This is a genomic window from Actinomadura sp. 3N508, from assembly GCF_044326375.1.
Taxonomy (GTDB): Bacteria; Actinomycetota; Actinomycetes; order Streptosporangiales; family Streptosporangiaceae; genus Spirillospora.
This window is the reverse complement of the sequence record NZ_JBIRAX010000007.1, coordinates 37621-57938: the sequence shown is the minus strand read 5'-3', so window position 1 is coordinate 57938 and position 20318 is coordinate 37621. Positions and strand designations below refer to the sequence as shown.

The 20318-nt window shown below is 66.2% G+C and carries 17 protein-coding genes; 12 read left to right on the top strand and 5 right to left on the bottom strand.

Annotated elements, in window-relative coordinates:
• Nucleotides 1–15 precede the first annotated feature (15 nt).
• Nucleotides 16–807 (bottom strand): IS21-like element helper ATPase IstB, encoded by a 792-nt coding sequence (gene istB, locus ACH34S_RS24625; RefSeq protein ID WP_395955142.1) that lies wholly within the window; start codon nt 805–807, stop codon nt 16–18.
• Nucleotides 807–2357: an IS21 family transposase gene (gene istA / locus ACH34S_RS24620; protein WP_395955495.1), complete on the bottom strand. Its 1551-nt coding sequence runs from the start codon at nt 2355–2357 to the stop codon at nt 807–809. The genes istB and istA overlap by 1 nt, the downstream gene beginning before the upstream one ends.
• Before the next feature lie 149 nt (nt 2358–2506).
• Between istA and ACH34S_RS24615 the strand changes: the two genes are divergently transcribed.
• The 5 genes from ACH34S_RS24615 (at nt 2507) to ACH34S_RS24595 (ending at nt 5864) form a co-directional block, all read left to right on the top strand.
• A complete protein-coding gene (locus ACH34S_RS24615) occupies nt 2507–2656 on the top strand; it encodes a hypothetical protein (RefSeq protein WP_395955141.1) in 150 nt (49 codons plus the stop codon).
• Nucleotides 2637–3164 (top strand): DUF6879 family protein, encoded by a 528-nt coding sequence (locus tag ACH34S_RS24610; protein WP_395955140.1) that lies wholly within the window; start codon nt 2637–2639, stop codon nt 3162–3164. Before ACH34S_RS24615 ends, ACH34S_RS24610 begins: the two co-directional genes overlap by 20 nt.
• A gap of 8 nt (nt 3165–3172) precedes the next feature.
• Nucleotides 3173–3859, top strand: a complete 687-nt coding sequence (locus ACH34S_RS24605; protein WP_395955139.1) for a Scr1 family TA system antitoxin-like transcriptional regulator — start codon at nt 3173–3175, stop codon at nt 3857–3859.
• A 53-nt stretch (nt 3860–3912) separates the two neighbouring features.
• Nucleotides 3913–4509, top strand: coding sequence for a hypothetical protein (locus ACH34S_RS24600; RefSeq protein ID WP_395955138.1), 597 nt, complete (start codon nt 3913–3915; stop codon nt 4507–4509).
• 80 nt (nt 4510–4589) lie between these two features.
• Complete coding sequence (locus ACH34S_RS24595; RefSeq protein WP_395955137.1) at nt 4590–5864, top strand: ISKra4 family transposase; 1275 nt, start codon at nt 4590–4592, stop codon at nt 5862–5864.
• Here the strand turns inward: ACH34S_RS24595 and ACH34S_RS24590 are convergent.
• Nucleotides 5842–6435: a hypothetical protein gene (locus tag ACH34S_RS24590; protein WP_395955136.1), complete on the bottom strand. Its 594-nt coding sequence runs from the start codon at nt 6433–6435 to the stop codon at nt 5842–5844. The genes ACH34S_RS24595 and ACH34S_RS24590 overlap by 23 nt on opposite strands.
• 172 nt (nt 6436–6607) lie before the next feature.
• Entirely contained in the window at nt 6608–9211 is a 2604-nt protein-coding gene (locus ACH34S_RS24585) for a VWA domain-containing protein (RefSeq protein WP_395955135.1), read from the bottom strand.
• Between the two features lie 554 nt (nt 9212–9765).
• Here ACH34S_RS24585 and ACH34S_RS24580 point away from each other — a divergent pair.
• The 7 genes from ACH34S_RS24580 to ACH34S_RS24550 all read left to right on the top strand — a co-directional run bounded on the left by ACH34S_RS24580 (nt 9766) and on the right by ACH34S_RS24550 (nt 18733).
• The gene (locus tag ACH34S_RS24580; RefSeq protein ID WP_395955134.1) at nt 9766–10341 is read left to right on the top strand and encodes a hypothetical protein; all 576 of its coding nucleotides are present in this window, start codon (nt 9766–9768) and stop codon (nt 10339–10341) included.
• Between the two features lie 82 nt (nt 10342–10423).
• Complete coding sequence (locus ACH34S_RS24575) at nt 10424–11944, top strand: ISKra4 family transposase (protein WP_395955494.1); 1521 nt, start codon at nt 10424–10426, stop codon at nt 11942–11944.
• A gap of 459 nt (nt 11945–12403) precedes the next feature.
• Entirely contained in the window at nt 12404–12694 is a 291-nt protein-coding gene (locus tag ACH34S_RS24570; RefSeq protein WP_395955133.1) for a hypothetical protein, read from the top strand.
• A 115-nt stretch (nt 12695–12809) separates the two neighbouring features.
• Nucleotides 12810–14039 (top strand): methyltransferase, FxLD system, encoded by a 1230-nt coding sequence (gene fxlM / locus ACH34S_RS24565; protein ID WP_395955132.1) that lies wholly within the window; start codon nt 12810–12812, stop codon nt 14037–14039.
• Between the two features lie 49 nt (nt 14040–14088).
• Nucleotides 14089–14283: an FxLD family lanthipeptide gene (locus tag ACH34S_RS24560; protein WP_395955131.1), complete on the top strand. Its 195-nt coding sequence runs from the start codon at nt 14089–14091 to the stop codon at nt 14281–14283.
• Nucleotides 14284–14378: 95 nt separating this feature from the next.
• Nucleotides 14379–17501, top strand: coding sequence for a lantibiotic dehydratase (locus tag ACH34S_RS24555; protein WP_395955130.1), 3123 nt, complete (start codon nt 14379–14381; stop codon nt 17499–17501).
• Nucleotides 17498–18733 carry a lanthionine synthetase C family protein gene (locus ACH34S_RS24550; protein WP_395955129.1) on the top strand — a complete coding sequence of 412 codons (1236 nt, stop codon included), beginning with the start codon at nt 17498–17500 and terminating at the stop codon, nt 18731–18733. The genes ACH34S_RS24555 and ACH34S_RS24550 overlap by 4 nt, the downstream gene beginning before the upstream one ends.
• A gap of 73 nt (nt 18734–18806) precedes the next feature.
• On the opposite strand, the gene ACH34S_RS24545 is transcribed toward ACH34S_RS24550, so the two are convergent.
• Complete coding sequence (locus ACH34S_RS24545; RefSeq protein WP_395955128.1) at nt 18807–19775, bottom strand: IS481 family transposase; 969 nt, start codon at nt 19773–19775, stop codon at nt 18807–18809.
• Between the last annotated feature and the right edge of the window lie 543 nt (nt 19776–20318).

Below are 20318 nucleotides of genomic sequence, written 5' to 3'. Positions count from 1 at the left end.
TGGATGGTGGTCTGGTCAGGTGAAGGGCTTCACCCCCTGACCGGAGGTGGCTTGGGCGAGCCGGTAGCTATCACCCTGGGTGACGACGATGTGGGCGTGGTGCATGAGCCGGTCGACCGTGGCGGTGGCCAGGGTCTTGGGCATGATCTCGTCGAAGCCCGACGGGTGCAGGTTGGAGCTGACGGCCAGGGCGCGGCGTTCGTAGGCGGCGTCGACCAGGCGATAGAAGCCCTCGGCGGCATCTGGTGAGACCGGTAGCAGGCCGATGTCGTCGATGATGGTCAGGTCGGAGCGGATGATGCGGGTCAGGGCGCGGGCGATGGAGTCGTCGGCGCGGTGACGGCGGACCAGAGCGCCGAGGTCCTCGATGTTGAACCAGGTCACGGTCATCCCGGCTTCGACGGCGGTCTGGCCGAGGGCCTCGCTGAAGTGGCTCTTCCCGGTTCCGGACGGGCCGCAGATGCACAGATTCTCGCGGCGGCGGACCCATTCCAGGCTCTTGAGCGCGTCCTGCGTCGGGCGCGGGATCGAGGAGGAGGTCTCGTCCCAGTCGCCGAAGGTCTTGCCCGCGGGGAACCCGGCGCGTTTGCGGCGGGTGTGCAGGTTGGCGCGATCGCGGCCGGCGGCTTCTTCGGCGAGCAGGACGCGGACGACCTCGGCCGGGTCCCAGCGCTGGGCTTTGGCGGTGGGGATCAGGTCGGCCAGGGCGCGGCGCATGTGCGGGAGTTTGAGGCGCTTGGTCAGCTCGATGGCCTCGGCGAGCGGGTCGCCGTTGGAGCCGGGAACGAAGCGCAGCGGGGTGGCCATCAGGCGTTGTCCTCAAGAGTCATGTCGGTGTCAGTGGAGGTGCCGGCAGCGGACTCGTCGGCTGCCCGGCCGAAGGAGGCCCAGGCGGAGGTGCCGGGCTGCAAGCTGTGGGACTCAGAGGCCCGGCTCGGCTCGGCGGCCTCGCGTCCGACCTGGTAGTCCAGGATCGACAGCAGGTCGGCCTCGGCGAACCGGCCGGTGATCGCCGCGGTCCCCAGCGCCCGGTCGACCCGGGCGGTCGAGTAGAGCTTGGCCAAGGTGACCGCTTCGGCCATCTTGGCCTTCATCCGGCGGACGCCGGTGTTGGCGGCCTCGACCAGCCAGGACGCTGCCCCGGGCCCGAGCATCAGGAACGCGGCCTCCTCCGGCGAGGTCGCCTTGGGGGTGCGGTCGCCGTCCTTGTCCTCGCGCGGCGGGTAGTGCGCCTGGTCGATGATCGGCGCGCCGGGCTTCCCGCGACGATGGCGGGCGACCTCGCCGGCGCCGCCGTCGGGGCCGATCGCGGTGACGATGAGCTCGTCGCCGTGGAACCTGGCCCAGACCCTGGTGTCGATCAGCTCGTGCGGGACCGAGTAGCGCACGCCTTCGACCGAGATGGTCGCGTTCCAGTTCACCCGCCGGGTCGTGCCGAACGCGACGGTGAACGGCTGCTTGGGCAGCAGATGAAGGCGGGCCTGCTCCTCGGCGAGCCGGTCGGCCGGACGGCGCCGGGTCTCGCGGTGGACGCGGGCATTGACCTCGTCGCAGAACCGGCGGCAGGCCGCCTCCAACTCGCCGAAGGTGCGGAACTCCTCGCGCAGATTCACCTGGGTGGGGACCAGGTCGGCCTTGGCGATCCGGACCGTGGCCTCGCTGCCGCCCTTGGACTCGGGATCGGCCGGGACACAGGTCTTGATCGTCATCCCATAGTGTCGGGCGACCTCCACGATCTCAGGGTTGCGGACCGCGATCCCGGCGATGTGGTCGGTGGTGACGGTCTTCTCGTTATCGGTCAGCGCATAGGCCGGAACCCCGCCGATCCGCCGCAACGTGGTGTCCAAGCAGGCCACCACGGTCGGCAGCGTCTTGTCCCAGACCGGGATCACCACCCGGAACCGCGACCACGCCAGCCAGGCGCACCACAACGTGGTCGGCCGCCCGCCGATCACCGGACCGGTGCCCCAGTCCCACTGCAGCCACAGCCCCGGCTCGGTGATCCAGGGCCGATAGACCCGCCGCTGCCCGGCCTTGAACTGGGCCTTGGCCTCGGCGACGGTGCGGCGGGTGGTGCGTTCCCCGCCGGTGAAGCCCATCGCGACGATCCGCTTGTGGACCACGTCAGCCCGGATCTTGCCGTTCGAGCGGACCACAAGCTCTTCGATCTTCGGCAGGAACGCATCAATCGGCCGCTCGCGATGCCGGCGTCCCTCCGGGTTCTGCCCGGCGGCCCGCATCTTCACATAGCGCGCCACCGTGTGGTGATCGCACCCGGCCAGCTCCGCCGCAGCACGGTAACTGCCCGTGAGGTCATACGCCTCAAGGATCTCCATGATCTCCCTGCTGTTCTTCACCCGGACGATCTTCCTCATCCGGGCCCGGATCGGAACGAACGGGGAGCTATCCGGCCATACTCGGGGAAACCCGTGGCCGCGAGTGGGGGGCTAAGTGGCCGCCAGCGGGGAGCTTTTCATGGCCGCCGTCAACCGACCGTGGTTCCTGGGTGGTGCAGGGCAAGCGGCGGGGGACGGAGGTCGCCACGCAGCTGGTGGCGCTGGCAAACGACGAGACGTTCTGCGAGGTGTCGGGCTCGACGATGGAACACTTCGTTCGCAGGTACGTGGAGGAGCACTATGGAGTTGATCTCGGCTGAGCAGCGCAAGACCCTGACCAGGGGCGCCCGGGAAGTACTCAAGGTGGAGTTGCGGGATCACTACGAGGTTGACGCCGAGCTTCTCGTGGCATGGCGGGCGGGTGAGACCGAGAAGCTGGCGGCCTCGTACGAGTCGTGGCGCGGCGTGATCGAAGCCGAGACCGCCAAGGGCTGGACGTTTCGCCGAGTGCGGGTGGTGTCGGAACCGTTGTCGGACTATCAGCGGATGGCGGTGGAGTGGAGCGGCTCGGCAGTGGACGCTGGAGAAGAGCTGCGCTGGCTTCCGCGTCGGCTGGTGTCCGCAGTCGCGCTGCCGGGCAACGATTGTTTCGTCATCGACGGCCAAGGGGTGATCTTCAACGTCTTGGATGCTGATGGTAGTTACTGCCTGGAGATCCAGTACTCCACCGATCCCGACGTGGTGCGGTATTGCCGGGACGCCTTCGCCGCTGCGTGGGCGCTGGCGACGCCGCACCATGCGTTCCGGGCTCAGATGATCTCTGCCTGAGTTGCTCGGTGTCACAGCTGCAACCGTCCCAGGCGGCCAAACAGGCGTTCGGGGTCCGCCTGCGGGCTCTGCGTTTGAACGCTGGGCTGTCGGGCGCTGAGCTGTCCCGGCGCACCGGCCTGCACCCCTCGAAGATCTCCCGGGCCGAGAACGGGCGCAAGAATCTGCCGGAAACCGATATCCGCACGTGGGCGAGCGCGTGTGGGGCGGAGGAAGAGATCCCGGAGCTGATCGCGGCCCGGCGGCAGGTCGAGCAGATGTGGCTGGAGTATCGGGAGCGGCTGAAGCTGGGCCAGAAGGAGATTCAAGCGCGGGGCCGCTCGGTCTATGAGCAGGCCAGACTTGCGCGGGTGTACGAGGCTCTGCACATACCCGGCATCTTGCAGACCTTCAACTACGCGCGGTGCCAGCGATTGATCTGGGCGCGCCTGCACGGATTGCCGATCGATGATGTCGACGAGGCGGCGAGCAACCGCCTGACCAGCCAGCGCCTGGTCTTTGAGGGATCAACCACGTTCTCGTTCTTGTTGGAGGCCACCACCCTCCACACTGCTCTAGGCAGCCTTGAAGTGATGGGTGAGCAGTTGGATCTCCTCGTCCAGGTGGCGGCCCTGCCGAACGTGGCACTGGGGATCATCCCTCTCGGTACGCCACGAACGCTTTTGGGTGTGGTTCTTCTTGACGGACCTGGGTGAGCTGGGGTTTTGAGCGTTCGGTCGCCGGGGGTGATGTCGTCCTACCGTTCGGGGTGGAGGCGACCACGATGGGTTCACTGTTTGAGGAGCTGGCGCGGCGGGAGGCCGTGGTGCGGCAGCGGATCGAGGAGATCCGGGAACAGATCGCCGAGTTGAACGGGCTGCTGGAGGCTGAGGAGGACCGGCTCTCGCGGCTGGTCATCACCCGGGAGACCGTGCAAGAGGTGGTGGGTGAGGCGGCCGGAACGGTCGAGGATCTGGTGGCTGAGTCCGGCCCGGTTGATCCCGGTGAGGCGGCGACCTCGCCGATCGGGGTGCTGCCGGTGCCGCCGTGGCGGCCGGGCATGACGGCTTCGGCGTTGCCCACCGCGTACCGGGACGCGGTGGAGATCTTGGCCGATGCGGCCGCGCCGATGAGGGCTGGGCAGATCGCGGCCGCGATGGGGCTGGAGGATTCGGCGGCCAAGCGGGAGGGGCTGCGGTCCAAGCTGAAGCGGCTGGTCGAGCGTGGCTGGGCGACCGAGAACGAGCCGGGACTGTTCATGTTGACCGCCTCGGCGGCCGGTGAGCCGGTCGCCGGTCTGGCGGGCGGGCCGCGCGGTGGGCTGAGCGATGGCCGGGACGGCATTGCCTCGTCACCGGCCGGGTGATTGCGGCGGGCTCTTCCCCGGTGCAGGTTCGAAGGTAACCACACCTGAAGAACCAACCGTGCCGGGAAGAAGAGCCCGCGATGGAAAGGTATGTCGCCGGGGCCGATGTTGACGCCTTTGCGGCCGCGAGGAACACCCTCAACTGTCTGATCGGACAGCTCACCGATTCGGAGACTCTGTCCTTCAGTCATGATCGGCTCGAGGATCTGCTGGTCGAGCGGGGGCGTGAGCTGCAGCGGTTGTTGCTGCAGGCGCATCTGGATCTGCGGGCCGAGCGTGAACGCCGGGCTGCCGAGCGCCTTCGCGGCACCGGCGCCGGGATCATCGGGGCCGACGGGGTGCAGCGGCGTCGGCTGGAGGTCGGGCATCATCGGCTGCTGGCCACGGTGTTCGGCACGGTGAGGGTCACCCGCTGCGCCTGGCGGGCCGCCGGGACCGGGTATCTGCATCCGGCTGACGAGGCGTTGTCGCTGCCGGCTGGGCGGCACTCGCACGGTCTGGCGCGCTTGGCCGCGGTGGAGGCGGTGCGGGGTTCGTTCGATAACGCGCTGGAGGCGATCGGTGCCCGCTGCGGGAACGTGGTGGGCAAACGGCAGCTGTTGGAGCTGGTGCGACGCGCGGCGGTCGATATCGACACCTTCAACGCCTCGGTCATGCCGATCCCGCGCACCGCCGACGAACTGCTGATCGTCAGTGTTGACCAGAAAGGGATCGTGATGCGTCCCGAGGCGTTGCGGCTGGCCATCGTCAGGGCCGCCGCCCGCGCCGTGCGCACCTTCCGCACCCGCCTGGCCGCCGGAGAGAAGCCCGCCCGCAAACCGATGGCCACCCTCGCAGCGGTCTACGACGCGGCCCCCGCACCCCGCCGCCCGCACGACGTGATCGCCGTTCCCGGTGGGCGCCAGGGAACCAGGCGGCCGCGACCCGGCCCACACGCGGACAGGAAGTGGTTGTGCGGCTCGGTGATTGCCGAGCCGGGCGAGGTGATCGCCTGCCTCTTCGACCACGCCGAAGCCCGCGATCCCGCCCACGCCCGAACCTGGATCGTGCTGATCGACGGCGCCCGGCACCAACTCGATCTGATCCGTGCTGAGACCGCCCGGCGGAAGGCAGCGATCCACATCGTGATCGATTTGGTTCACGTGATCGAAAAACTCTGGGCAGGAGCATGGGACCTGCACCACCCCGGCGATCCCGCGGCCGAGGACTGGGTCGCCACCGCGTCTTCTGATCACCTTGGGCCTGGCGGTCGAGGCTTTTCCATGCTCATTGGCGTTGGCTGGGTCCCCACCCACTGCACAGCGCGCATGATCTGTCGGTGTGATGCTGACGTTAGGGGGCGAGAGGGAGCTTGAATCGGGTGCGCATCTTTTGCTCGGTCTCGAGGAGGGAACGGCGGGCCGCAGCGGCGTCTGATCCGATCAGTGTGTGGCAGGCATCGGCGTCTTTGGCGATTTGGAGCATCCAGGGCGCTGGGTCGTCGTCGGCGTCAACGACGCGCCGAATCTGGTGGAGGGTGGCCATGGCTTCCACGTGCTGTTCCGCCATGAGTTCGGTGGCCGCTTGCGACCAAAGGATGTTGGGGTTGATGACATCGCGGCCTTGGTGGAACTCCTCGCACAGCCGGTGGTACCCTTCTAGGTCGCCGTAGCGGAGAAAGTAGGGGAGCGCTTCGCTCTTGATGAGGCCGACGAGGCGGGCCATGGATTCCGCCCCAGCGTCGAGGGTCTCAAACGCTGGCCAGTAGGAATTGCCTGTTGCTTGCCCTAGCCGCACGGCCATGGTCTCCTGCCACACATCGGTAGACACATAGAGCGGCTCGACCAGGGCGTGCATGAAATAGGCGGAGCTGTGACTGCTGTTGCGGCGACTAATCACGCAGGCTATGTGTTCCACCGGTTGTTGGATGAGTTGACTGCCCTGCACGAGCCAACTCCCGGGTAGTCGTGGAGCGACGTATTTGGCCACCGCTCGCTTCCAGATAGCCGACTTCACAGCGTACCTCCGGTACTTACAGTGGTCTGGCGCGGGTGATGGCCCCGCCTGTGGAGCGGAGCCATCACCTGTTGACTTTCCAGCGAGCTACGTCGGGCTCAGCTCAGCAGATGAGCTTGAAGACGGGAACTCCAGTGGCGATGCCCTTGAGGTTAGTAACCAGGTCTCTGAGCCACTTGGCAGTGATGCCCTTCTCTCCGGTCTTCAGGTCGAAGAGCGCCTCCGGCTGTTGTGGAGTGCCGAAACCAGCGTCAGGGGCCGTAGTGCCCTTCGGGAACCGAGTGCCGATCTTGTTGACGATGTTGCCGTTCAGGTAGCCGGTCTCGCCGAACAGAGTAGCATCACCGCTCTGCCTGACGAGTTCGTCGAAGCGGGCGTGCACCTGCTTGCCCCAAGATTGCGCCGACTGGCCTGGTCCCCTCGGGACCTCGGCGCAGGCTTGCTTGGCGAGCTTGTCGAGCTTGCCTTGGGCCTCTTGGATGTCTGGCCGGGGTGGCCGGACACCACCGGGGATTACCGACAGGATCTCGGCGAGGGCTTGGGGCAGGTCCTGGTAGTAGTACTCCTTGTCAGCCTTTTCCTCGATGGTTTCGGAGAAGCATTCTTCCGGCCTGGCTGCCAGTGCCTGGCAAGCGTCCGCCAGATGGTCCCGGACGTAGTCGGGGCGCAAATGGCCGTCGTCATAGGTGAACAACGCCTGGACGTCGACGGCCTGATTGATCCATTCTTTACGGATGTCGTCTGGCTGGCATGTAGTCAGGAGTTTGCACAGCCAGCCCTTCTTGGAGTACTCCTCCTGCGCCCAGTCGTAGATCTCCTTGCACTCGACGTCGCAGTCGCCCTTGCGGTCACCTTGGGTGGCCCATCCAAGGATGTCGAATTCCCACGGGTAGTTGTTCGCATCCGGTTTGACCAGCGTCAGCGGATCCAGTCCCGGAATCTGGGCGGGTCCGCCGTCGCCATTCTGGCCAGCCCAGATCCAGCCGTTCGGCTCGGTTGGATCGGTGACCCTGGCCCTGACCTCTTCGTAGTCGGTTGCGCCGTCCCGGTCAGTGTCGGCGATGAAGGCGTTGGTGCCGAGCTGCTTCTCCTCGGCGTCCTTCAGTCCCTCTCTGTCGGTGTCCTCGTCGGCGGGATTGGACGTCGGGTTGAAGAAGCGGGTGATGCCGGCATCGACGAGGAACTTGTACTGCTCGGCAAGCTCCGGCTTGGCACGGAGGTCGAGCTGCGGCCCGAGTTCGGCGCCGTCAGACAGCGAGTCGCCGTCAGTGTCGGCCTTGGTAGGGTCGGTGCGCACGTAGCGCCCGGTCTTGAATGGCTGGTCGTCGGCGTAGACGCCGTGCGCGGTCAGCGCTCCGCGGCGTTCGACGCAGTCGGTGACACCGTCGGCGTCGGTGTCGGTTCCGTCGTCGATCAGGTCTCGAGCCAGCTCGGTGTACAGTTCCGGGAGCTGAGCGGCATCCTTCAACTTGAGGAACCGCCCGCCAGTGCTGCTGGCGATGCTCTCCAGCAGCCTGGTATCGCTATCGCCAAAGCCGACTGTGTAGAAGGCAATGTCTTTTTCACGGGCCTCGTTGACGGTGGTGTCACTGAGTGGCCCGGAGCCATCGCTGATCAAGACCGCGACCCGAGGTCGGCCGCGCCCGGGGGCGACGGTCAACTCGCGGGTGGCCGCCTTGACCGCTTCGTCGAGGTTGTTGCCGCCGGTGGCCGTTTTGGTCTTGTCCAGCGCCTCCTTGACGAGCCCGATGTTGCCCGGGTTGTCGAGCTTGGTGAGGCCGCGGTGCGTGGTGGCGGTGTCATTGAAACCGATTACCGAGGCTTGGTCGGCCGCTCGCATCGCATCGACAAACTTCTTAGCAGCCTCCACACGTTTGCCATCTGGATCTCTGGCGGCCATGCCAGCCGAGCCACCGACGACGAAGGAGACATCGAAATTGGGGATGTTCTGGTCGTCTTTGGCCAGGCACCAGACCGGTTTGGTCTCCCAGTAGGTGCTCAGGCGCGGGTCCTCGGGGAAGATGCTGTACTGCGAGAAGTGCGACACAGTGGCCGTGACGGTGTGATTCTTGGTGTCGACTTTGTGTTTGCCCGGCATCCGGTACCACAGGCCGTACTTGTCGTCGTAGCCGTAGATACGCAGGTGGGGGTTGCCCCCGCCACGCAGCGCCTTGGCCTTTGGGAAGTACGGAATCGTGATTTCAGCTTTGGCGAACTTTCGGTCGGAGTTGAACTCATACGTGAAGGCCACACGTTTAGTGAGCGCGATCCGGCTGCGGAAGTAGTCGCTGCGGACACCAAGCTCGAACTTTGGGATTCGGTCCTCGGAGCGAACGGTGGCCTTAGCGTTGCGCGATCCGCTGACTTTTGTGGTGAAGCCCGGATCTGGTGGGCAGGACTCACACTCGGCGAACTTCTCGGAGGTCGTGGAGGTGGTACAGGCATCCTTGCCCTTGCCGCCGTCTGAGGAGTCGTTTCCGGATCCACCTCGCAGGGTGTCAGCGCCGTCGCCGCCGTACAGCTTGTCGTCGCCGGGACCGCCGATCAGCCTGTCGTTGCCGACATCACCGCAGATGACGTCATTACCCCTACCGCCGTCAATTATGTCGTTGCCATTACCAGCGGCGATAATGTCATCGCCATCGGTGCCGGTGAGCCTGTCGTCACCGTTGGTGCCCCGGATCGTGGCGTTGGCGCAGGCGTTCACCGATTCGTAGCCTGCCTGAGCGGGCTCCACGGCGAACGACAGTAAAAGTACACATGAAAGAAGGAGAACTAGTGAACGACAGAAGGGGTGTCCCTTCAGATTGGGAAACCTTGTGCGTCTCATCCCATAGCCGTTTCGTCGATTAGATCTGTTGGCCGCCGATCCGCAGTTTTGCCAAGCTATATGCAGGATCTTCTTTGCGCCAGTGTCACATCCTTTCCTCTGGGTGGCGCGCCCTAAAGAGATTTCATTGACGACTTTCGTCATGAATATTGACTCGGCGGTTTCAGTTCTAAAACTATAGAGATGTTGATCGCTGTTGGCAATGTCCGGATGTGGACGCACGTCCCAAATAGCCATTCCGATCGGGTAAAACGGCTTCCTCGCCTGTGGCCTTCGGATTGTGGGCAGGTACTTTTCGGAGGTCGTTAACAGTGATCTTGATCTGGGCTTGCATCTGAGCAGATTCGGGTGCGGTTCCTCGTGAAGGACTTGGCTGAGCAGGGGCCTTGAGGGTTTGGTCGCTGTGGATGGGGCGTCTTCTACCGTTCGGGGTGGAGGCGACCACGATGAGCTCACTGTTTGAGGAGCTGGCGCGGCGGGAGGCTGCGGTCCGGCAGCGGATCGAGGAGATCCGGGAAGAGATCGCCGAGTTGAACGGGGTGCTGGAAGCCGAGGAGGACCGGTTCTCTCGGCTGGTCATCACTCGGGAAACCGTGCAAGAGGTGGTGGGTGAGGCCGCCGGGCCCCTGGAGGGACCGGTGACTACGTCCGGCCCTGTTGATGATTCTGGTGAGGTGGCATCCTCGCCGATTGGGGTGCTGACGGTGCCGCCGTGGCGGCCGGGCATGACGGCCGCGGCGTTGCCGACCGCGTACCGAGACGCGGTGGAGATCCTGACCGATGCGGCCGGGCCGATGCGGGCCGGGCAGATCGCGGCCGCGATGGGGCTGGAGGACTCGGCGGCCAAGCGGGAGGGGCTGCGGTCCAAGCTGAAGCGGCTGGTCGAACGCGGCTGGACGACAGAGAACGAGCCGGGACTGTTCGCCTTGGCCGCAGCGGCGGCCGGCGAGCTGGCCGCCGGGTCAGGCGATGGGCCAGAAGGCATCGCCTCGTCACCGGCCAGGTGATTGCGGCGGGCTCTTCCCCGGTGCAGGTTCGAAGGCAACCACACCTCAAAGAACCAGACCGCGCCGGGAAGAAGAGCCCGCGATGAGAAGCTACGTCGCCGGGGCCGATGTTGACGTCTTTGCGGCCGCGAGGAACACATTCAACTGTCTGATCGGACAGCTCGCCGACTTCCAGGCTCTGTCGTTGAGTCACGATCGGCTGGAGGACCTGCTGGTCGAGCAGGGGCGCGAGCTGCAGCGGCTGTTGCTGCAGGCGCATCTGGATCTGCGGGCCGAGCGTGAACGCCGGGCTGCCGAGCGCCTTCGCGGCACCGGCGGCGGGATCACCGGGAACGACGGGATCCCGCGGCGCCGGCTGGAGGTCGGGCATCATCGGCTGCTGGCCACGGTGTTCGGCACGGTGACCGTGACCCGCTGCGCCTGGCGCGCCGCCGGGACCGGGTATCTGCATCCGGCCGATGGGTCGTTGTCACTACCGGCCGGGCGGCACTCGCACGGTCTGGCGCGCTTGGCCGCGGTGGAGGCGGTGCGGGGTTCGTTCGATAACGCGCTGGAGGCGATCGGTGCCCGCTGCGGGAACGTGATCGGCAAACGGCAGCTCCTTGAGCTGGTGCGACGCGCGGCGGTCGATATCGACACCTTCAACGCCTCGGTGACGCCGGTGCCGCGCACCGCCGACGAACTACTGGTCCTGTCCACTGACGCCAAGGGAATCGTGATGCGGCCCGAGGCGCTGCGCCCGGCCACCGCCAAAGCCGCCGCCCGCGCCGTGCGCACCTTCCGCACCCGCCTGGCCGCCGGGGAGAAGCCCGCCCGCAAGAGGATGGCCACCCTCGGGGCGGTCTACGACGCCGCCCCGGCACCCCGCCGCCCACACGACGTGATCGCCGTTCCCGGTGGGCGCCGCGGTCCCCGGCCGCCGCGGCCCGGACCGCACGCGACCGGCAAGTGGTTGTGTGGTTCGGTGGCCGCCGAACCCGGCGAGGTGATCGCCCAGGTCTTCGATCACGCCCAATCCCGCGATCCCACCCATGCCCGAACCTGGATCGTGCTGGTCGACGGCGCCCGCCACCAGCTCAATCTGGTCCGGGCTGAGGCGGCTCGGCGCAAGACAGCGATCCACATCGTGATCGACTTCGTTCACGTAATGGAGAAGCTCTGGGCCTGTGCCTGGGACCTGCATCGGCCCGGCGACTCGGCGGCCGAGGACTGGGTCGCCACCCATGCCGTGGCGCTGCTGGCCGGACACATCGACCAGGTCACCACCGCCCTGAACGCCCAGGCCGCCGCGCTCGGCGAACACCGTCGGGACCAGATCAACATCTGCGTCCGCTACCTGACCAACCACGCCGCGTTCCTGCGCTATGACCAGGCATTGGAAGCGGGGTGGCCGATCGCCACCGGCGTCATCGAGGGAGCGGTCCGTCACATCATCGCCGACCGCCTGGACATCAGCGGCGCCAGATGGGGCCTGGAGGGAGCAGAGGCCGTTCTAAAACTGCGAACCGTGGTCGCCAACGGCCACTTCCCGACCTACTGGAACCACCACCTCGGCCAAGAACACAACCGCGTCCACCAGGACCAGTACGACCCGACCGGCTGATCAGCCCACTCCGTCAGAAAGAACTACACCCAACGCTTTTCCCGGGCGAAGGCTTCTACTTGTTCGACCAGCGGCACGTTTGGCAAGAGTTCTGGTCCGGGGCATTTCAGTCGACCCGCCCCTATGACATCGCCTACTTCGAGAAAGTGTTCGAGATGCTTAGAGGTCAGGCCGTGTATGGCCCGGCGGCTCGTGAGCAGATCGAGGCTGCGCGTCAGCGCTTGCAATTTGGTGCAAGCTCCTAGACGCCTACGGTCGCGATCGGTCAGTGTTCAGGTGGCACCGGTTCCTGCCGGGACGTGCCACTCGCTGACGCTTGGGACAACCCGTGACACTTTCTACTTGCGACGCCATCGGCGAATTGCGAAGTTTGCGCGCCTGTAGCCTCGACGCTGGCGCGGCGACGACGATTGCACAAGCGCGTGAGTCGATCAGCGCAGCGGCGTCGGGTTGTCGGATGTGATCGCCGTGGCCATGCGAGAGAGCGAACAAGACTTCAGCTTGACCAGGGGAGCGTTGAAATTCTCCGGTTCTGACCGGAATGGAATAGATCGGCCAGATTGTGTCGAACAAATTGATGCAGACAACCTTCTGATGCGGCTTCGTGAAAGCTTCCCTGGCTGGGCCATCGTCGCTGACCTGCGGGGAGGTAGATGGGTTGCTGCCAATGGTGAGCAGGAGATCTGGCGTTGCGACGGAGCAAGCCTGCTCAAGGCGTTGATTGAGACCACTGGCAGTAATTCGGTCTAATAGTCAGCGACACCGGGATCCGGCAGAAAGAATCCACGAACCTGCCACGGGAACCAGGACCTTGCCCCCAGAGTTGATCTGCGGCGCGCATTACCGAGAGAGAGGGATACGGCCAGTGATTGATGATGCTGCCTCAGCTTGCGCGGAGAAGTTGCGCAACAGGCTTGCAGACCAACTCGTCGCGGACGGTGTGATCACTTCAGGAGCAGTTGAGACCGCCTTCCGTACGGTTCCGCGGCACCTGTTCGCTCCCGAGGTAGCCATGGAGAAGGCGTACGCCCAGGATCACCTGGTCACCAGGCGAGATGAGCGCGGGATCTCGATCAGCTCGGTTTCTGCCCCGCAGATCCAGGCGATGATGTTGGAGCAGGCCGACCTGGGCTCGGGCATGCGGGTGCTGGAAATCGGGTCGGGCGGCTACAACGCTGCACTGATGGCGGAGTTGGTCGGTCCGGAGGGCCGGGTCACCACGATCGACATAGACCCCTACGTGGTCGACCGTGCCCGCCGCTGCCTCCAGGGAGCCGGGTACTCCCGCGTCGAAGTCGTGGCAGCCGACGGGGAGCAGGGATGCGCGCAGCAGGCTCCCTTCGACCGGATCATGGTTACGGTCGGGGCATGGGACATCCCGCCAGCGTGGGTGAACCAGCTCACCGTGGGCGGGTCCATCACGGTGCCGCTGCGGATCCGGGGACTGACCCGATCGATCACCTTCACGCGTGCCGGCGAGCATCTGGAGAGCCGCTCATCGGAGATCTGCGGTTTCGTCGCGATGCAGGGAGCCGGGCAACACTCCGAGCGGCTGTTGTTGCTGCGCGGCGAGGAGATCGGGCTGAGGTTCGACGATGGGTGTCCGGCCGATCCTGAGCTGCTAAACGGCGCCTTCGAGGCTGGGCAGGCCCGAGTGTGGTCCGGCGTGACGATCGGCCGCAGGGAGCCGTTCGACACGCTGCAGCTGTGGCTGGCAACGGCCTTGGACGGCTTCTGCCTCCTGTCGGTGGACAAGGAACGCGACAGCGGCCCGGTCCGCCCGGTGAACCGCATCGCCAGCCCCGCCGTGGTCGAGGGCGCGAGTTTCGCCTACCTCACCGTGCGCTCACTGGACGAGACGAAGGTCGAACTCGGCGCTGATGCCTTTGGGCCTGCCGCCACACGGCTGGCTGAGGCGCTGGCCGAGCAGGTCAGGGTGTGGGACCGCGCCCACCGCACGGGAACCGGCCCGCAGTTCGCCGTCTATCCGGCGCACACCCCCAAGGAGAGGCTGCCCGACGGCTTGATCGTCAGCAAGCGCCATGTTCACATCGCGGTCTCCTGGCCGGCGGCCCGGCTGTCGACCGTGAGTTAGGTATCCGGAATCTCCGACCGAGTAAGGAGAGTAAGGAGAAGTGATCGAGATGAGCAGAGACAACACTGTCTCGGGTGGCATCGCGCTCGCAGACACCCGCGACCTGGAGGAGGAGTTCGCCTTGGACGTGCGCGTGGTCGAGGCATCCCAGCCGGTCGGCAATCTGCTGCTGAGCACCAGCGACAACTGCGGCTCCACCTGTGACGGCACCGCCTGCACCTCCACCATGGCCTACCCCGCCTGACGTTCTGCCGGTCAGTTGTGCGCCGGGCGAGCACACGTTCGGCGCACAACAAAGCCGTCGGCAGAGAAACGAGGGTGGAACGAAGGCGAGCACTCATGGCAGCGAGAGCGTCGTATCGGCATGCCGGCCTAGCCTTGATTCGCGCCACGACCGATTCCGGTGGGCTGGAACTTCCCGACGATGTGGATGTGTTCGGCGAGGCCGTCGTGGAGCAGGGGCGCGCCTGGCTGGCGCGGACCTGGCAGCGCGGCGAGGTCCGCCAGGCGGTGCAGCTAGCTAGCCCGGCGCTTTGCAAGCGGATCCAGCAGACGCTGGAGGAGCGACCGGACGCCCGGCAGATGCGCCGAGTCGTGCTCTCGCTGGCCTCCTACATTCTGCGCTGGCGAGGCCGCGCGACGCCCTTCGGGCTGTTCGCGGGTGTCGCGGTCATCGATGTCGGCAGAACGCCGATGGTGCGATGGGGCCGAGAGCACCGGGCGGTGGCGCAGGCAGATGCGACGTGGCTCGGTGCCCTCATCAACGATCTCGAACGCAACCCCGGCCTGCTGGAACGGTTGCCCGTGGTGGTCAACAACACCGCCTACGTGCGCGGCGATCGGCTCGTGATTTCCGGTCAACCATCGGACACCAACCCCGGCCAGGTGGCCCCGGAAGAGATCTCCGTGCGCTTCACCGGCCTGGTGCGTACCGCGGTTCAGGCCGCCCGAGAACCGTTGCCTTTCGGTGAGCTGGCCAAATGGCTGTGCGCGGAACACCCAGCCGCGACGCCCGAACAGGTCCGAGCGATGTTGGCTGCACTCGTCGCCCGGCATATCTTGGTCACCGTACTTCGGGCGCCAATGTCGGCTCCCGAACCGCTGAGGCACGTTCACACGCACCTACGGACGGCCGTTTTTGGGCAGATACACGAGGCCGCTGAATTAACGGCGCAGTTGACGGCGCTCCAGAACGATCTTTCGCGCCTGAGCTCTGTCGCAGTGCCGGATATCGCCCAAGAGGATTGGACTGGGCTGGTCGACCGCATGCGAGCGGTGTCCGGCACGGCCGGGCAGTCGCTGGCTGTCGATGTGAGCTTGGACTGCAACATCACTCTACCTGGCACGGTGTTTCGCGAGGCCGAGCGCGCCGCCGCGACGTTGCTGCGGCTGACGCCCTACCCGTTCGGCTTTCCGCACTGGAAGGACTTCCACGTCCGTTTCAAGGCCAGGTACGGCATTAATGCCGTCGTGCCCCTTCGTGACCTGGTGGCCGACAGCGGGCTCGGTCTGCCCGCCGGCTATATCGGCTCGCCGTACGGCACCCCAGCCCGCGCGCTGACCGAACGAGATCACACCCTGCTGGCCTTGGTCCAGCACGCGATGCTTGATGGTCGCGAGGAAATCGTGCTGACCGAGGACGTCATCAGCGCTCTTACCGTTGGTGATCAGGATGAGGTTCTTCCTCCCCCGTACGCAGAGCTGGTCTTCCAGCTTCACGCCCCCTCGCTGGAGGCGGTCTCCCACGGGGCTTTCGGTGTTGCAGTGGTCGGGACCCCTCGCTCAAGCAGCAGCATGGCCGGACGGTTCACTCACCTGCTGCCCGACCACGAGCGCGACCGGCTCTCCCGCCTCTACCAGGCGGTGAGTGACGACGACGCGGTGGCGGTGCAACTGTCGTTTCCGCCACGGCGACGCAGTAGCGAGAACGTCGCCCGCACGCCGCAGCTACTCCGCCAGATGATCTCGCTGGCAGAGCATCGGCACCCCGGCGACCGCGGTGTGATCGCCGTAGACGACCTAGCGGTCACCGCGGACGCCCGGGAAATGCATCTCCTCCAACTGTCGACCGGCAGGCGGATCGAGCCGCGGGTGCTGCACGCACTGGAGGCCGGCGTGCTCACCCCACCCCTTGCGCGGTTCCTCGCCGAGGTCACCATGGCTCGCCGCGCCGTCTACACGGCCTTCGACTGGGGAGCAGCCGCCCGCCTGCCCTATCTGCCGCGCCTACGCTGTGGCCGCACCATCTTGTCGGCGGCCCGCTGGCGGCTGACCGCAGACGACCTGCCCGCGCAGGGCACTGCTTGGCCGGACTGGGACCAGGCGTTCCAAGCATGGCGTCGTCGACTAGGCGTTCCGTCGACCATCGTCTTGTGTGAGAGTGAGCAGCGCTTGCCGCTCAATCTGGCCCACGACCTGCACCGGGCGCTGTTGCGCACCCGGCTCGAACGGGCCCGTCAGGTGGAGCTTCGCGAGGCGCCCGATCCCAGCGACCTGGCCTGGCTCGGCCGCGCACACGAAATCCTCGTTCCTCTCCTCCCCGCCCCTGCCACGGTCGCCGGAAACCGATCAGACACACGAAAGCCGAGACCGACGGCCCGCAGGGTTGAGCGCACGACCGAACGTTGGGGCGGCCACCTGCCAGGATTTGCGCCAGTGCTCTATGCGCAAATCGGCGGTCACCCTGCGCGGCAGAACGAGATCCTCATCGATTATCTGCCTTCCCTGTTCGACGCCTGGAACGAGCAGCCCTTCTGGTGGTTTTCCCGGCACCGGGATATGACCCGCCCCACCGATGAGCGATACCTAGAGATGTATGTACGGCTGTCGGGATCCGATGACTACGGCGCCGCTGCGGCCCGTGTCGGCCGCTGGGCCGCCGACCTACGTGACCGCGGCCTGGTGCCACACCTGCGGTTGGGCACCTACCATCCTGAGACTGGACGGTTCGGCCATGGTCAGGCGGCGACGTCAGCGGAGGACGTCTTTGCCGCAGACTCGGCCGCCGCACTCGCCCAGCTCGCTCTGGCAACTCGTATCGGGATATCGGCACGGGCACTCGCCGCAGCCAGCATGGTCGACCTCGCCTCCTCCTACGCCGAGACCCCCACGCGTGGCCTGAACTGGCTCATCGACCAGCTCCCGCATCAGGCAAGACCGGGAAACGCGCTGCGCGATCAGGCGGTAGAGCTGGCCAACCCCTTCCACGAACACGCGACGATGCGCGCCCTTCCCGGCGGCGACGACGTGGTGGAGACCTGGAACAGACGGAGAAAGGCGCTCACCACCTACCGCACCCACCTAGCCGACCAGCGCGAACCTTTCTCAACAATGCGATCCCTACTCCACCTGCACCACGTCCGGTGCTTGGGGCGCGACCCCGAAGGCGAGCGGGTCAGCAACAGCCTGGCCCGTGCCGCCGCGCTCAGCCAGCTCGCCCGCAGCCACCTGGACCAGCAATGATCGCCCCGACCGCCGTCGCGCCGACCGTCCGCCAGGCCGCCGAGACACTCGCCCAGTCCCTGACACCATCGACACTGCGCGCGCAAAACCCCAATTCGCGCCAATCGTTAGCCACCGGCGCCGCAGGAATTGTGCTCTTGCACATCGAACGCGCCCACACCGGCCTGGGCAGCTGGCAGACCGCACACACCTGGGTTAAGGCGGCCACCCACAACCAGATCAGCGCCGACGACCACGCATGCCTGTACTTCGGCGTGCCTGCGGTCGCCTTCGTCCTCAGCGCAGCCGACGCTGGCGGCACCACCCGTTACGGCGCCACTCTAAGGCGGATCGACACCCATCTCACCGCGTTGGCACACCGCCGAGTCGATCTCGCCCTCGAACGCATCCGCCGTGGTCAACGTCCAGCGTTCGCCGAGTACGACCTGCTGCACGGGCTGACCGGGATCGGCGCGTACCTCCTCACCCGCACTCCAGGCAACGATGCGCTGGGCCGGATCCTGCAATACCTGGTCCGCCTGACCGAGCCGCTACGCACCGACGGGCGGTCACTACCTGGCTGGTGGGCGCGGCACGGCCCCAACCTGAGGGATTCCAGCGGCCTCCGCGGAGGGCATGCGAACCTCGGCATGGCCCACGGCGTCGCCGGGCCGCTCGCGCTGCTCGCCCAAGCCATGCGCGCCGGGATCACCGTTGATCGGCATACCGATGCGATCGGACGGATCTGCGCCTTTCTGGACACCTGGCGCCGGCGCACTAACTTCGGAACCTGGTGGCCGCAATGGATCACGATGGACGACCTACCTACCGGCCGCCCGAACCAGTCTGGCCCCGGGCGACCGAGCTGGTGTTACGGCACGCCAGGACTCGCGCGTGCCCAGCAACTGGCCGGCATCGCCACCGGTGACGACCACCGCCGTCACTTGGCCGAGGACAGCTTGGTCGCGTGCCTCTCCGATCCCACCCAGCTCGACCAGATCATCGATGCGAGCCTGTGCCACGGCTGGGCCGGTCTGTACCAGACCACCCTTCGAGCCTCGCGGGACGCGCTCACCTCGCAGATGAGCACACGGCTGCCACACCTCACCGAAGTGCTCACCCGGCACGCCGCGGAGCGGCCTGAGACCGCCGGATTACTGGAGGGCCGGACCGGTCTCGCGCTCGCCCTGCATTCCGCCGTTGACGCTAAGCCGCCGATCTCCGGATGGGACACATGCCTGATGATCAACTGATCCATCGCGCCGATCGCGCCCAGCCCAAGAAGCCAACGGACGGCACAGTGGATGTGCAACCGACGTAGATCGTTTACGCCTGAGCCTGGGTCTTCTGCTTGAGGCGTTCGTAGGGAGTCTGGCCGCCGAGGCCGCCGTGCGGCCGATCGTAGTTGTAGTAGTCCTCCCACTCGCGGAGCTTGTCGTTGAAGACCTCGGCGTCGTCGATCAGGACGCCGTCGAGCATGGCGTAGAACTCCTCGGCGTCGATGCGATGCGAGCGTTCCACCTTTCCGTTCAGCCGCGGCGTGCGCGGCTTGATGTAGGTATGCGCGATGCCCTTGTCTAGGACGTGGAAGTGGAACGCCGACTGGAACTCAGACCCGTTGTCCGTCTGGATGACCTCGACCTGGAACGGCAGCCGGGACAGCACGTAGTCCAGGAACTGGATGGCGGTCTTCTGGTTGAGGGTCGGGTAGATGCGCAGGACGCGCAGGCGTGTGCAGTCGTCGATTGCGGTGAACTGGTAGTACTTGTTGCGGCCGCCGCGACGGCCGGTCGTCCCGGCGATGGGCTCGATGAACTTCACGTCGATCTGAACGCGATGGCCGGGCAGCTGCTTCTCGTATCGCTTCCACCGCTTGTCGTGCCGCTTGTAGCGCTGCGAGGCCGGCAGGCGGCCCATGTCCAGGCGCTTGAGGATCCGCCATACGCCCGACTTGGAGATCGTGACGTCGTGATACCGCTTGAGGTACATCGCGATCTTCTCGGGCCCGAAGTGATAGTTCTGCCGCAGATAGATGATCTTCCCGACCACCTCGACGTGCGTGGCGTTCGGGCTCGTCTTCGGGCGTCGGGAGCGGGTGCGCAGGCCCTCGACGCCCTCGGCCTGGTAGCGGCGGTACCAGAGGTAGTAGGCCTGCCGGCTGATGCCGAAGTACCGGCACGTCATCGCGACGTTGCCGGTGACCTCCTCGACGTGGCGGATGACGGCCAGGCGCCGCTTGGCCTCACGGTCAAGGGGAGGGTTGGGCCGATCGAGCTGGGGGCTGAGCTCTGACATGTGGATCTCCGTAGTACGTCGGAGACCCAGGTGTCAATGATCATCGTCAGTTCTAGACCGTATGAGGGAACAGCACGCCGCAAGATCGTCCCCGAGACGTTGGAGAAGCGTGTGCTGGCCGCCTTCACCCGCCGTCCGCCCGGGTCGCCGCCGCTGTTCCGTAAGACCTCGTGGGTCAACCCGGCCGGCCCCGCCTCCACCTGCTGCGGGCTCTCGGCGGTAACCCACCACACCGCCTCAAATCGCTCCCGAGCCCGGTTGGCGTACTGCAACGCCATCCCCGACTTGCCCACACCGCCCATGCGGTACAGGGGCTGCGTCACCACGACCGTCTCATCGGCGGTGGTTAGCACCTGTTCAAGCCGCTGGTAGTCGTCGTGGCGTCCGAGGAAGACCGACGTGTCCGGGCGCGGCAATCCGATGATCCGCGCGGCTGGCCGCACCGTCTCCGGTGCCGGGAGCGACACCGCGGCCTGCGTGATCTCATCACCGGTTTGACGCTGCCGAGATTGACGCCGACCCCCGGCGACCGGGCCCTGAAGT

Coding starts and splice junctions, on each gene's coding strand:
- ACH34S_RS24610 (WP_395955140.1), top strand. CDS start 2,637: ATGGAGTTGATCTCGGCTGAGCAGCGCAAGACCCTGACCAGGGGCGCC.
- ACH34S_RS24595 (WP_395955137.1), top strand. CDS start 4,590: ATGGAAAGGTATGTCGCCGGGGCCGATGTTGACGCCTTTGCGGCCGCG.
- ACH34S_RS24550 (WP_395955129.1), top strand. CDS start 17,498: ATGATCGCCCCGACCGCCGTCGCGCCGACCGTCCGCCAGGCCGCCGAG.
- ACH34S_RS24560 (WP_395955131.1), top strand. CDS start 14,089: ATGAGCAGAGACAACACTGTCTCGGGTGGCATCGCGCTCGCAGACACC.
- ACH34S_RS24575 (WP_395955494.1), top strand. CDS start 10,424: ATGAGAAGCTACGTCGCCGGGGCCGATGTTGACGTCTTTGCGGCCGCG.
- ACH34S_RS24545 (WP_395955128.1), bottom strand. CDS start 19,775: ATGTCAGAGCTCAGCCCCCAGCTCGATCGGCCCAACCCTCCCCTTGAC.
- ACH34S_RS24555 (WP_395955130.1), top strand. CDS start 14,379: ATGGCAGCGAGAGCGTCGTATCGGCATGCCGGCCTAGCCTTGATTCGC.
- istB (WP_395955142.1), bottom strand. CDS start 807: ATGGCCACCCCGCTGCGCTTCGTTCCCGGCTCCAACGGCGACCCGCTC.